Annotated in this window: 12 protein-coding genes; 4 read left to right on the top strand and 8 right to left on the bottom strand. The window is 68.5% G+C overall.

What is annotated here, in order from left to right; all coding sequences use genetic code 11:
• From MAE01_RS05405 to MAE01_RS05395, 3 genes are all read left to right on the top strand, one after another.
• Positions 1-530: MFS transporter (locus MAE01_RS05405; protein WP_147038518.1), on the top strand; the 530-nt coding region annotated here is incomplete at its 5' end.
• Positions 531-569: 39 nt separating this feature from the next.
• On the top strand, positions 570-2492 hold the full coding sequence (locus MAE01_RS05400) for a BCCT family transporter (RefSeq protein ID WP_147038517.1): 1923 nt from the start codon (positions 570-572) through the stop codon (positions 2490-2492).
• A gap of 155 nt (positions 2493-2647) precedes the next feature.
• Positions 2648-3982, top strand: a complete 1335-nt coding sequence (locus tag MAE01_RS05395; protein WP_147038516.1) for an MFS transporter — start codon at positions 2648-2650, stop codon at positions 3980-3982.
• A 46-nt stretch (positions 3983-4028) separates the two neighbouring features.
• Here the strand turns inward: MAE01_RS05395 and rocD are convergent, their stop codons facing one another.
• From rocD to MAE01_RS05355, 8 genes are all read right to left on the bottom strand, one after another.
• Complete coding sequence (rocD, locus tag MAE01_RS05390; RefSeq protein ID WP_147038515.1) at positions 4029-5228, bottom strand: ornithine--oxo-acid transaminase; 1200 nt, start codon at positions 5226-5228, stop codon at positions 4029-4031.
• Positions 5225-6103, bottom strand: coding sequence for a dimethylargininase (gene ddaH, locus MAE01_RS05385; RefSeq protein WP_147038514.1), 879 nt, complete (start codon positions 6101-6103; stop codon positions 5225-5227). Before ddaH ends, rocD begins: the two co-directional genes overlap by 4 nt.
• A gap of 158 nt (positions 6104-6261) precedes the next feature.
• Positions 6262-7257, bottom strand: coding sequence for an NAD(P)-dependent alcohol dehydrogenase (locus tag MAE01_RS05380; protein ID WP_147038513.1), 996 nt, complete (start codon positions 7255-7257; stop codon positions 6262-6264).
• Between the two features lies 1 nt (position 7258).
• On the bottom strand, positions 7259-7486 hold the full coding sequence (locus MAE01_RS05375) for a helix-turn-helix transcriptional regulator (protein WP_147038512.1): 228 nt from the start codon (positions 7484-7486) through the stop codon (positions 7259-7261).
• Complete coding sequence (locus tag MAE01_RS05370) at positions 7486-7920, bottom strand: hypothetical protein (protein ID WP_147038511.1); 435 nt, start codon at positions 7918-7920, stop codon at positions 7486-7488. Before MAE01_RS05370 ends, MAE01_RS05375 begins: the two co-directional genes overlap by 1 nt.
• Positions 7921-8008: 88 nt before the next feature.
• Positions 8009-11650 carry a proline dehydrogenase family protein gene (locus MAE01_RS05365; RefSeq protein WP_147038510.1) on the bottom strand — a complete coding sequence of 1214 codons (3642 nt, stop codon included), beginning with the start codon at positions 11648-11650 and terminating at the stop codon, positions 8009-8011.
• Between the two features lie 100 nt (positions 11651-11750).
• Entirely contained in the window at positions 11751-12191 is a 441-nt protein-coding gene (locus tag MAE01_RS05360; RefSeq protein ID WP_147038509.1) for a DUF4190 domain-containing protein, read from the bottom strand.
• A gap of 65 nt (positions 12192-12256) precedes the next feature.
• Positions 12257-12817, bottom strand: coding sequence for an acyl-CoA thioesterase (locus tag MAE01_RS05355; protein WP_147038508.1), 561 nt, complete (start codon positions 12815-12817; stop codon positions 12257-12259).
• A 108-nt stretch (positions 12818-12925) separates the two neighbouring features.
• Here MAE01_RS05355 and MAE01_RS05350 point away from each other — a divergent pair, with 108 nt between their 5' ends.
• Positions 12926-13435, top strand: coding sequence for a GNAT family N-acetyltransferase (locus MAE01_RS05350; RefSeq protein ID WP_147038507.1), 510 nt, complete (start codon positions 12926-12928; stop codon positions 13433-13435).
• Positions 13436-13489 lie beyond the last annotated feature (54 nt).

Genomic DNA, 13489 nt, shown 5'->3' with positions numbered 1-13489 from the left:
CCGCCCGCCGCGACCGCGCGCGCGTTCGCGTACTGATCTTCGCGGCCGGCCTGTTCGGACTGGCATCCGTCGTGTCGTCATGGATGCCGAGCTACTGGAGCTACGCGGCCGTGCTGATCTTCGTCGGATTCTCGACCGTGACCATGCTGACCACTGCCAACGGCTATGTGCAGACCACGACCGATCCGGCGCTGCGCGGGCGCGTTCTCGCCCTGTACATGGCGGTCGTGATGGGTTCGACGCCGATCGGCGCACCCATCGCAGGATGGATCACCGATGCCGCCGGGCCCAGGGCGGCGATCCTCGTCGGCGGCATCGCGGGACTCGTCGCGATGGCGATCGGACTGTCCTGGATCGTCGGATCCGGCCGGCTGCACCGCCACGAGAGCTCGCGGTTCCGGCTCACCATCGACGAGACGCGGCCGATCTCGGTCGTGCGCGTCGACCCGGTCGTCTTCAGCGACGAGGTCGCCGCCGCGACCACGCCCATCCGCACCGAGCAGACGGAACGCGCCGAACGCGCCGACTGACTCTGCCGCTCCGCGCGCGATGTGACTAGCGTGGGTGCCATGACCCTTCGACAGGCTCAGGGACCGGCTGATGATGATCAGTCACGGGATGCCGCGGCATCCGCCACCGCCGACGTGACGGATGCCGGCACAGCCGCACCACGCCGGTCGCTGCCTCCGGTGCAGCGCTGGGTGTTCTGGCCGGCCGCCGTGATCGTGATCGCGTTCGTCGCGTTCACGCTCATCGCACCTGGGATCGCGGAAAGCCTGTTCGAGGCGATTCAGACCACGATCGTCAACGCGTTCAACTGGTACTACGTGCTGATCGCCGCGGTGTTCGTGGTGTTCAGCCTGTTCCTGGGCTTCAGCAGGTTCGGCGACATCAAGCTCGGCAAGGACGATGACGAGCCCGAGTTCTCGCTGATGAGCTGGTTCTCGCTGCTGTTCGCGGCCGGCATGGGCATCGGCCTGGTGTTCTACGGCGTCTCCGAGCCGCTCACGCACTTCGCCGACCCGCGGCCCGGCGTGACCGGGACGCCGCAGCAACTCGCCCAAGCAGCGCTCGGCCAGACCTACCTGCACTGGGGCGTGCACGCCTGGTCGATCTACGTCGTCATCGGGCTCGCCCTGGCGTACGCCATCCATCGCCGCCGGCGGCCGATCTCGATCCGCTGGACGCTCGAGCCGCTGCTCGGCAAGCGCGTCGAGGGCGGCTGGGGACACGCGATCGACGTCATCGCGCTCGTCGGCACGCTCTTCGGCGTGGCGACCTCTCTCGGACTGGGCGTGCTGCAGATCAGCTCGGGACTCAGCGTCGCCGGCATCGCCGACCCCGACGAGACCACGCAGGTGGTGATCATCCTGATCATCTCGGTGTTCGTGCTCGCCTCCGTGCTCTCCGGGGTCACCAAGGGCATGAAGTGGCTGTCGAACATCAACCTCGTGATGGCGGGGCTCCTCGTGCTCTATCTGCTCATCGTGGGACCGAGCGAGTTCCTGCTGCGCGACTTCGTGCAGTCGATCGGCTACTACGTTCAGAACTTCGTCGGCCTCTCCTTCAACGTCAGCGCGTTCCAAGGTGAGGCCGGCGAGGCGTGGCAGGCCGGATGGACCTCGTTCTACTGGGGCTGGTGGATCTCGTGGGCGCCGTTCGTCGGGATCTTCATCGCTCGCATCTCGAAGGGCCGCACCGTGCGCGAGTTCGTCGCCGGGGTGATCCTCGTGCCCACGCTGCTCGGCATCCTCTGGTTCGCGGTGCTGGGCGGCTCCGCGCTGGCGATGGAACTCGCAGATCCCGGTGTACTGCTGAACGACGAAGGCGGCGTCGATCTGCAGGGCGCGCTGTTCGAGATGCTTCAGCACGTGCCGGGCACGACGATCGTCAGTATCGGCGTGATTCTGCTCATCACGATCTTCTTCGTCACGTCGGCGGACTCGGGCGCTCTCGTGATGGGCATGATCGCCACCGGCGGTCAGCAGAACCCGAAGCGCTGGATCCGCACCTTCTTCGTCGCCGTGACCGCGGCTCTCGCGATCGCCCTGCTGCTGGCGGGCGGGCTCACGGCCCTGCAGACGGCGGCCATAACGATCGCGCTGCCGTTCAGCGTCGTGATGCTGCTGATCTGCTGGTCCACGGTCGTGGCGTTCACCCGCGAGCGCCGCGCCTACGCGCGGGCCGAGCGTGCTCAGCTCATCGACAAGATCGGTGACTACTACGGACTGGAGGTCGAATCCCGCGACGCGACCGGGGTTCTGGGTGCGCAGCCGCGCTGGCTGCGCCATCTGCAGCAACGGCTGGGTATCCCGGTCTCGCCGACCGCCCCGATCCGGATCCGTCATGAGGTGCTCGACGCGGAACGCCGCTCCGACGCGGGGCCAGGAACGCTCGACGTCGACGAGCTGGTCTCGGAAGACGAGCTGTCGGCGCACGACGATCAGGATGTCCCAGAGCACGGAGAGGACCAGGCTCCGCCGGTGCGGTGACGCTCGAACTCCCCGATATGCCTCCCACCCACAAAGGGCGGGAGAACATGTGGCACGGGCCCATCGAAACCCGCTTCCTTAGCTCCTAGTGTGGCTCTCGTTGTGTCCGCTGGCGCTCACCCCGCCGGCGGACGTCCGTCACACGAAGGAGTGCCATGACCACCGTGCCCGCCGACGACATCGACAGCTCGGGACTCGACACCCGCAGCCAGCGCCGCCGGGCGGTGATCGGGAGCTCTGTCGGGACGATCATCGAATGGTATGACTTCACGTTGTACGGACTCGCGTCGGCGCTGGTGTTCGCACCGCTGTTCTTTCCGGGCGCAGGCGACCTCGCCGGTCTGCTCGGGGCATTCGCCGGATTCGCGGTGGGCTTCGGCGCTCGCCCCATCGGCGGCCTGATCTTCGCGCACTTCGGCGACCGGATCGGCAGGAAGACCACGCTGCTGGTGACCCTGCTGATGATGGGCCTCGCGACGACCCTGATCGGACTGCTGCCGACCGGCGAGACGATCGGCGTCTGGGCCCCGGTCCTTCTCATCGTGCTGCGGCTGTTCCAGGGCGCAGGTGCTGGCGCCGAGTTCGCCGGCGCGATGACGATGGCCAGCGAGTCTGCTCCGAACCGCAATCGCGCGTTCATCGCGGGCTTCCCGGGCGCAGCCGTCTATGTCGGCATGGCGCTGGCCACCGTCGCATTCGCACTGATCAGCCTGCTGCCGAAGGAGCAGTTCCAGTCGTGGGGCTGGCGCATCCCCTTCGTCGCCAGCATCGTCATCGTCGCTTTCGCGCTCTATTTCCGCCTGCGCGTCAAAGAGACCGCAGCATTCGAGGCGGCCGAGAAGCAGGGCGAGGTCACCTCCGCGCCGCTGGTCGAGGCCGTGCGCAGTCACTGGCGCATCCTGCTGGCGGGAATGGCGCTGTTCGTCTTCGCACTGCCCTGGGTGTACGTAGTCCAGACCTTCTCGCTGTCGTACACCACCGGCACGCTCACAGTTAATCCCACGCACGCACTCATCGGCCTCGTGGCCGCCGAGCTGCTGACCATCCCGGTCACTCTGCTGTGCGGAAGGCTCGCCGACCGCATCGGCCGCAAACCTGTGCTGATGGCCGCCGCGATCTTCGCCGTGGTGTTCGCTTTCCCGATGTTCTGGCTGTTCAACACCGAGAATTCCTGGGTGGTAGGGATCTCGCTCATCCTGGGCCTGGCCGTCATTCAGGGCGGAACCATCGGCGTGAGCGCGGCGATGCTGGCGGAGCTGTTCCCGACTCGGATGCGGTGGAGCGGCATTGCGATCTCTCGAGAGATCCCCGCGGCCCTGGTCGGCGGCACCGCACCTCTGGTCGCGACAGCGCTGGTCGCCTGGGCAGGTGGATCCCCGTGGCTCGTCGCCGGCTATCTCGTCGTGCTCAGCGTGATCGGTATCGTCGGCATCCGCAGTCTGCCCGAAACGCTCACGGCCGGCGAAGAGGCGGGCGACCTTCAGAAATGATCTGAGCGGGCGGTGGCTTTCCGTCGCCGCCCGCTCTTCGGGCTCCTCAGCCCTCCAGCACGACCCGCAGCTGCTCGAGCGCCCAGTCGATCTCGGTCGCGCGGATCACCAGCGGCGGCGCGATGCGGATCGTCTGGCCGTGCGTGTCCTTGACGAGCACACCGCGCTCCATGAGCTTCTCGCTGATCTCGCGGCCGGTGCCGCGGGCGGGGTCGATGTCGACGCCGGCCCAGAGCCCTGCGACGCGGATGCCGGTGACGCCGTGTCCGACCAGCTTCTCGAGCCCCTGCTGCAGGTGCGCGCCGAGCTGGCGGGCACGTTCCTGGAACTCGCCGGTCTCGAGCAGTTCGACCACGCGCAGCCCGACGGCAGCAGCCAGCGGATTACCTCCGAAGGTCGAGCCGTGCTCGCCGGGGCGGATGACCCCGAGCACATCGCGGTCGCCGACCACGGCGGAGACGGGCAGGATGCCGCCGCCGAGCGCCTTGCCGAGCAGGTACAGGTCGGGGATGACGCCCTCACGGTCGCACGCAAACGTCTCGCCGACGCGGCCGAGGCCTGCCTGGATCTCGTCCGCGATGAACAGGACGCCCCGCTCATCGCAGATCTCGCGGATCCGTTTCAGGTATCCCTCGGGTGGGATGACGACGCCGGCCTCGCCCTGGATCGGCTCGACGAGCACCGCGGCGGTCTCGTCCGTGATGGCTGCGGCGATGGCATCCGCGTCTCCGTACGGGACGGCATCGAAACCGGGAGTGAACGGTCCGAAGCCGGCGCGTGCCGTCTCGTCGTCGCTGAAGCTCACGATCGTCGTGGTGCGGCCGTGGAAGTTGCCGGCGGCGACGACGATGCGCGCCTTCCCCGCGGCGATGCCCTTGACACGGTAGCCCCACGCGCGAGCGACCTTGATGCCCGTCTCGACGGCCTCCGCCCCCGTGTTCATCGGCAGCACGAGCTCCTTGCCGCACAGCCGGGCCAGCGCTTCGGCGAACGGCTCGAGGCGGTCGTTCATGAACGCGCGGCTGGTGAGGGTGATTCGTCCCAGCTGCTGGACCGTGGCATCGACGAGCGCGGGATGCCGGTGCCCGAAGTTCACCGCAGAGTAAGCCGCGAGCAGATCGAGGTAGCGCTTGCCTTCGGTGTCCGTGACCCAGACGCCCTCGCCGGACGCGATGGTCACCGGAAGCGGGTGATAGTTCTCGGCGACGTGGGCTTCAGTGCCGGTCGCCGGGGTCGTCGTGGTCATTTCGCGCCTCGCAGTTCCAGGGTGCAGCACTTGATGCCGCCGCCGCCGAGCAGCAGCTCCGAAAGGTCGACGGTGATCGGGTTGTAGCCGCGCTCGCGAAGCTGCTTCTCGAAGCCCTTGGCGCGCGGGGAGATGATGACGTTGTATCCGTCGCTGGCGGAGTTCAGCCCGAACACCGAGCCGTCCTCGTCGGACACCAGGATGGCATCCGGGTAGCGCTCCTCGAGGATCGCGCGGCTCGCGTCGTCGAAGGCTCCCGGCAGGTAGGCGATGTTGGCCTTCTCTGGCCCGCCGTTCTCGACGCCCTCGACCGGATCGAGTACGGCGATCGCGGTGTCGAGGTGGTAGAAGCGCGGGTCGACGAGGTTCAGCGAGACGACCTCGCGACCGAAGACCTCGCCGACCTCGCGGTGACTGTCTCCGGTGGAGCGGAAGCCCGTGCCGGCGAGGATCGTGTTCCCGACGAGCAGGAAGTCACCCTCCCCCTCGTTGACCTCATCGGGTTCGATGGTGTCGAGGTCGTGGTCGCGGAACCAGTCCGCGAAGGCCGGCGCTTCGCCGGCGCGCTGCTCGAACCGGAACTTCGGCACGTAGGCGCGACCGTCGATCAGGAAACCGCCGTTGGCGGTGTAGACCATGTCGGGGTAGCCGGCGAGCGGCTCGATGAGCTCGACCTCGTGGCCGAGTTCCAGATACAGGTCGTACAGCTTCTGCCACTGGGCGACCGCGTTGGCCGTGTCGGTGGGCTTGGCGGGCTCCATCCACGGGTTGATCTTGTAGCTGACCGTGAAGTGCTCCGGACGGCACATCAGGTAGCGGCGGTGCTGCGCGGTTCGGACGGGCGCGGGGGCGGTGACGGTTTCTGGCGTCGACATCTTGCTCCTCGAAGAGATGCGGCGGACGCTGTCCAGGGGCCCGGCGGAAGTTCGACCCGTTCGCCCCTTCGACAGGCTCAGGGATCGAGGGCGGGGAAGATGCGACGCAGGCACGCCGGTTTCATTCTGGCATCCGGCCCTGGATGTTCGCCACCAGCTCACGGCATCCCGAGCACCACGACCTTCCCGACCGTGTGGCCGGATTCGAGGCGGGCGAGCCCCTCGACCGCGGCATCCCATGGCAGCGTCCGCTCGATCACGGGCGTAATCCGCCCGGCAAGCGCGAGCGCGACGAGCTGCTCGTTGACGTCGCGCTTCGCGACGGCGGCGACCATGCGGATGCTGCGGCGAGAGCCGATGGACAGGAGCAGCCCGCGCAGGATCCGGGGAATCGGACCGAGCACGTGGCCGCCGTCCCCACCGACCATCGCGACCACCCCGGTCGGGGTCAGCAGGCGCTTGAGCCGGCGCAGCGGCCGGGAGCCCGCGATCTCGATGATCGCGTCGAACGAACCCGGGAGCGTGGAGAGATCGGTGGTGCGGTAGTCGAACGTGCGGGTGGCGCCGAGCGATTCCACCAGTGCACGGTTGGGCTGGCCGCAGGTCGCCCACACCTCCGCACCGCGCAGGGCCGCGAGCTGCACCACGAAGGTGCCCACTCCCCCGGATGCTCCGATCACGAGCACCCGCTGGCCGGTGCTGATGCCGGCGGCATCCAGCGCTTGCACGGCCGTGCCGCCCGAGATGGGCAGCGTGGCCGCGGCCTCGGGTGCCAGCGCTTCCGGACGCGTGACGAGCCGGTCAGCGCGGGCGACGGCGTAGGCCGCGAGCCCGCCGCTGTCGAGCTCGGCGACGACCTCGTCGCCGATCAGGGCCGCGTCGACGTCCTCGCCGACCGCGACGACCGTGCCTGCGACATCGTTTCCTCGGATCGGCTGCTTGGGGCGCCGCAGGCCGAACACGAGCCGCATCAGCAGCGGATCGCCCAGCATGAGTCGCACGTCGGCGGCGTTGAGCGCGGTGGCGCGGATGCGCAGCAGCACCTCGCCGCGTCCCGGCTGCGGTGTGGCCACCGTCTCCCGCCGGGTGCCGGCGGCTGGGCCGTAGCTGTCGTTGAGCCAGGCGGGCATGGTCTTCGTGATCGTGGTGCTCATGTCAGTCCCCTGAGGATTGGGCCGGGTATTGGAAGAGGTCGTCGATGCCGACCTCGAAAGCGCGAGCGATCTGAAAGGCGAGTTCGAGCGTGGGCGAATACCTGCCCTGCTCGATGGCGATGAGCGTCTGGCGGGTGACGCCGATACGGCCGGCGAGATCGGCCTGTGTGATGCCGGCCTCCTCGCGTCGTGCGCGGATGCTGTTGGTGACGAGTGTGGGCTTGACCATCACGCGAGTCCTCGCCGGTACGCGATGACTCGCGCCACGCCGCCGACGAACGCGGAGATCGCGAAGCCGATGAACATCGCGTTGGCGATCCAGAACACGTCGGCCCCGACCGCGCACAGCGCGATGACGCCGAGTCCGGTGATCACGAGCAGCGAGTGCTCGACGCGCCCGCCCATCCGGTCGATGTCTCGATCGCGGATGTCGGAGGTCGTCGCGCCGTTCGGATCGCGGAGGCCGATGACGATCCCCCACAGGATGCCGATGACGATGGCGCCCACGATGCTGATGCCGATCGCCCACAGCATGATCGGGAACCAGTCGACCGAGGTGAGCGGCCCGTCACCCGCCTGCTGCAGGATCACGACGATATAGCCCGGGATGATGACGGCTGTGGCGATCAGCGTCGCCCAGACGGTGCGTTCTGCGTAGACCATGATGACCTCCGGTGTAAAAGATTCTTGACACCTTCAAGCTACTGCGGTCACGGCATCCGTGTCAAGAATTTTTTACACTTGGGTCGAGTCAGATGATGCTCGCGCTCCAGTCATCCGGGTTTCCGAACCGGTGCGCGGTGATGGCGATCGCCTGCTCGTGCACGAACGGCAGCAGCTCGATGCGCCCGGCCGAAGTGACCTCGCCGTCGTAGACCGCAAGGTCTGGATCACCGCCGACGGCCTCCGCGAGCCGGCGGTGGAGGACCGCGACGGCATCCCGCGGTCCCACCAGGCGCACGCGCGAGGCGCGCGGCGCGGCATCCGCAGCGAGAAGGTCGGTCTCATCCTCGCGCGACATCCGAGCCACCCATTCCTCGTCGCTCTCGACCGCGACCGGCACGCGCAGTTCGGACAGGGTCCGGCGCACTTCGGCGGGCAGGCCCACCGGCGTCGAGAGGAAGAACTTCGATCCGGTGCGGATGCCGGCGATGACCACGCGCAGCAGCTCGTGCCAGCCGGCATCCCCCGTCGCGCGGATCATCACCGGCAACGGCCGGTAGCGGAACAGGTTCCGCTCGACACCGAGTTGCGAGACGTCTCGCACCTGGCCGAACTCGCGGTCCCAGGCCACGGCATCCGACAGCGCCGCACGGCGCAGCCATTCGAAGCTCTCGAAGTCGAGGGAGGGCTGCGCTGCTTCGATGAGGTCGGTGATGCGCGAGTCCAGGCCGCGCAGGTGCAACGTGCTGGATGCCGGGCCGCCGCTGCGTGCGTGCCAGCTGCCGAGCCCGATCAGGTAGTTCGGTCCGCCGGCCTTGGTGCCGGGTCCGACGGACGAGCGCTTCCATCCTCCGAACGGCTGACGCTGCACGATGGCACCGGTGATGCCCCGGTTCACGTAGAGGTTTCCGGCCTGGACTCGGTCGAGCCACACGGCGAGGTCGGCGGGATCCTGTGTGTGGAGCCCTGCCGTGAGGCCGTAGTCCACGGCGTTCTGCATCTCGATCGCGCGCTCGAGCGTCGAGGCGTGCATGATGCCGAGCACGGGTCCGAAGAACTCCTCCATGTGGAATCGCGAGCCCGGCTGCACGCCGACGCGAACCCCGGGCCGCCACATCCGCCCGGTGTCATCCCCGGCGACCGGCTGCGGCTTGATCAGCCACTGCTCATCGCCCTCCAGCTCGCTGAGCGCCCAAGCGAGTTTGCCCTGCGGCTTCTCGATCACCGGGCCGACCTCGCTCAGAGGGTCCGTCGTCCATCCGACGTGCAACGAGCGGACGGCATCCACGAGCTGACGCGCGAAGCGCTTGGAGCGCCCGACCGGTCCGACGAGGATCACCAGGGATGCCGCCGAGCACTTCTGCCCGGCGTGACCGAACGCGCTCTTGACCAGGTCGGCGACCGCGAGATCGAGGTCGGCGGAGGGCGCGATGACGATCGCGTTCTTGCCGCTGGTCTCGGCGAGCAGCGGCAGGTCAGGGCGCCAGGACCGGAACAGCGCAGCGGTGTCCCACGAGCCGGTGAGGATGACGCGGTCCACCGCCTCACTCGAGATGAGCCGCTGACCGAGCGCCCCCTCCTCGATGTCGACGAGCGCGAGGACATCGCGCGGGATGCCGGCCTCCCACAGCGCCTCGGCGATCACGGCGGCGCAGCGGCGCGCCTGCGGCGCGGGCTTGAAGACGACGCCGGATCCTGCGGCGAGCGCCGCGAGCACTCCCCCGGCGGGAATCGCGAGCGGGAAGTTCCACGGCGGCGTGACGACCGTGAGCCGTGCCGGCTCGAAAGAGGCACCGGTGATGGCATCCAGTTCGCGCGCCTTGACGCCGTAGTAGCGGGCGAAGTCGACGGCCTCGCTGACCTCGATGTCGGCCTCGGCAAGCACCTTGCCCGTTTCGGAGGCCGCGACCTCGATGAGTTCTGCGCGGCGTGACTCGAGGGCGGCGGCGGCGCGCAGCAGTGTTTCCGCGCGCTCCGCGGCCGGGCGCGCGCCCCACGCCGGAGCCGCCGTGCGCACCCGCTCGATCGTCTGGTCGAGCAGACTCTCGTCGTCGACGCGTGCCGCCCTGAGCGTGTCGAGACCCGCTGTCGAGGTCGCGATGCGGGAGCGGATGCCGCGGGCCCACTCGCGGTTCGCCGGAAGCGCCGGGTCGCTGTCGGGGGTGTTGCGGAAACCTGGGGCGCCACCCGAGTCCGCCTCCAGCTCGCGCTTGGAATAGACGGCCGTCTCGACGAAGGCATCGCCGCTGCCGGATCCGCGCGCGATACCGAGCACGACCTGGGTGAGGTCGCCGTCCTCGGCCTGCGCTGCAGCAGGAGGTCGCAGCGACTCGTGCACCGGCGTCCGACGATTCTGCGTCCGGAACGGCACCGTCCGCATAGTCCGATCGTCGGCGCGTGCGAGCGCCCGCAGGAAACGGTCGCGCTCGCGCGCGAACAGGCTCTCGTCGTCATGCAGGTGGAACGCCGCGGAGAGGAAGTTGTCCTGCTCGGCGTTCTCCTCCAGCCTGCGCACCAGGTAGCTGATGGCGACGTCGAACTCCTCGGGTTTCACGACGGGCACGTACAGCAGCACCGGTCCGACCTCGCGGGAGACGGCCTGCACCTGCCCCTGCGCCATGCCGAGCAGCATCTCGAAGTCGATCTCGCTGCGGACGCCGCGTTCTCCGGCGAGCAGCCAGGCGTACGCGATGCCGAACAGATTGTGCCCGGCGATCCCGAGCCGGACTGCGGCCGTGTTCTCGGGCCGCAGCGCCTCGTCGAGCACTCGCAGATAATTCGCGTCCGTGTCGAGCTTGGTCTCGTAAGTGGCCAGCGGCCAGCCGTGCGTAACGGCATCCACCTGCTCCATCGGGAGGTTGGCGCCCTTGACGAGCCGCACCTTGATCTTCGCTCCCCCGTGCGCGACGCGATCCTTCGCCCAGGCCGTGAGCTCCCTCATGGCTCCGAGCGCGTCAGGGAGGTACGCCTGCAGCACGATGCCGGCTTCGAGCAGCTGCAGGCGCGGGTTCTCGAGGATGCGGGTGAACACAGCGATGGTCAGGTCGAGGTCGCGGTACTCCTCCATGTCGAGATTGATGAAGGTGCCGGTCTTCGCTGCCGTGATGTACAGCGGCGTCAGGCGCTCGACCACGCGCTCGACCACCTCGTCGAAGGCCCACATCGACAGGTGGCTCATGACGGACGAGACCTTGACGGAGACGTAGTCGACGTCGTCGCGCCGGATGAGGTCGTGGATGCCGTCGAGCCGCCGCTTGGCCTCGTCCTCTCCGAGCACGGCCTCGCCGAGCAGATTGAGGTTCAGCCGCGCGCCCGATTCACGGAGTTTCTCTATCGCCGCTCCGAGCTTGGCCGGGCGGGCGTCGACGACGAGGTGTCCGACCATCTCGCGCAGCACGCGGCGGGCGATCGGCACCACCGGGGAAGGCAGCACGGGAGCGATTCCGCCGCCGACGCGCACGGCACCGCGCAGGTACCACGGCAGGAAGTCGGGGACGATGGGGGCGATCCGCTGCAGCTGCGCCGCCGCGGCGGACAGGCTCTCCGGGCGCATGACACCGTCGACGAAGCCGAGGGTGAAGGGCAGGCCGTTCTCGTCCTGGAGGACGTCGGCGAGGCGTTCGGCGGCGGGGTCGACCTCGGCCTCGGATGCTTCGACGATCCACCGGCGCGCGAGTTCGACCGCGCTGTCGGCGAGAGGGGATGCCCCGTGGGCGGGCGACACTGACATGTCTTCAGCCTAGATTCGCCCAGGCCCGCTGGCGAGGCGCCACAGCGAAGCGACCTCAGGCTTGTGCGGCTCTCTCCGCGACCGTGCTGGTGCGGTGTGGTCAGTTCGCGATCGGCATCCAGGCGAGGATGCCGACCACCAGGAGGAGACCGGCCAGCGCACCGAGCGCCGACAGCACGATCGCCGTGATCCCGAATGCCTTGCCGCGCGGCCGGCGCACGGCGAGGATGCCGAGCACGATACCCGCGACGGCGAGGGTGAAGCCGATCACCGGAACCCAGCCGAGCAGGAAGGCGAAGATGCCGACGATCAGCGCGGCGATCGCCAGCCCTCCTGCGCCAGGGCTCTGGCTGATGGGTGCCGGCGGGTACGGGGAAGGTCCGGTGTATCCGGGGTACTGCTCCGACATGCTGCCCGGCGCATCCGACATGCTGCCCGGCGCGACCGCTCCGGGGTAAGCGACCGGCGCGACCGGATCGGGATACTGCGGAGTTCCGAACTGAGGGTGATCCGGATCGGGGTTCTTACGCTCGTCTGACATGTGGTGCTCCCTCGCTTAGCGTTCGACACTAATGCGTCAGCCGGCGCGTCACCAGGGCCCCTGAGTCACTTCCAGATGCTGGGAGCATCCGCCCGCGTCGGCGGCAGCGACGAGGCTTCCGCCCAGTCGTGCATCCACTGCTCGACCTCTGGGAGCCCCTCGGGGCGACCGATCGCGCCGAACAGCTCCTCGTGCGAAAGTGTGCCGCCCGAACGCTTGAGCATGCGGCTGCGGATGATCGCCCTGGCGTAGATCTCGCCGTCCACGACAGCACGGTGCTCCAGGTAGATCGCCTTGTCGTCGTGACCGAGCAGGCGCGACTCGACGTCGAAGCGCTGCCACAGCTCAAGCGACTTGCGGAAGGTGACGGTCTCGGCGGACACGACCCCGTACCAGCCGTAGCGCTTCATCGCATCGCCCATGCCGGTGCGCGTGAGCAGATCCCAGCGGCCGAGGTCGAACAGCGACAGGTAGCGGCCGTTGTTCATGTGCCGGAGCACGTCGATGTCGGTCGGCAGGGTGGTCAGTCGGATCCGGCTGATCTCCGTCGGTGCGATGCGTCCTTCGCGTCGCAGCCGACGGCGCGCACGCCACATCACGAGCAGGGTTCGCCAGATCACGTTCACGAGGTTCGATGGTAGTCACCGGCGCACGATCCGCGGAGACGATTGTAGGAATGTGACAGCGGCGTCCCTCGATTTCCCGTTCTCGCGGGGCGCGCGTAGAGTCGCGGCATGAGCGCCGATGCCCAGCCTGAAGTCATTGTCCGTCCGGTCCGTGATGTGGATGCGGAAGCCCTTGGCCGCGTGCACGCCCAGTGCTGGCACGAGACCTACGACCACCTGATCAGCAAGGCTGCGCTCGAGCGGGTCTCCCCCCGCCGCATGGCCGAGCTGTGGACGCACTGGGCCTCTCAGGGAGACGACTTCAAGATGAGCGCCGCGCTCGTCGACGGCGAGATCGTCGGATTCGTAGGATCGGGACCTGCCCGCGACAAGGATTCTCCGGCGTTCCGCGAGCTGTACTTCATCTACCTGCTGCACGAGTGGCACTCCACCGGACTCGGCCAGAAGCTCTTCGACGCCGCCGTCGAGAAGGACGAGCCGCTGTACCTGTGGGTCGCCGAGGACAACCCGCGCGCCCACCGCTTCTACACGCGCAACGGCTTCCACCTCGACGGCGCGACGCACACCGAGCCGTTCCTCGGCGAGACGCTCACCGAAGTCCGCTTCGTCCGCCCCTGAGCCGCTAGCGCGGGGTCTTCCCGCGGGTCGTTGAGCGGAGCGGCCGAAGGCCGC

Source organism: Microbacterium aerolatum, assembly GCF_007988825.1.
GTDB classification, from domain to species: Bacteria; Actinomycetota; Actinomycetes; order Actinomycetales; family Microbacteriaceae; genus Microbacterium; species Microbacterium aerolatum.
Note: the sequence above shows the minus strand (reverse complement) of the source record. Positions and strands in the feature narration are given on the sequence as shown.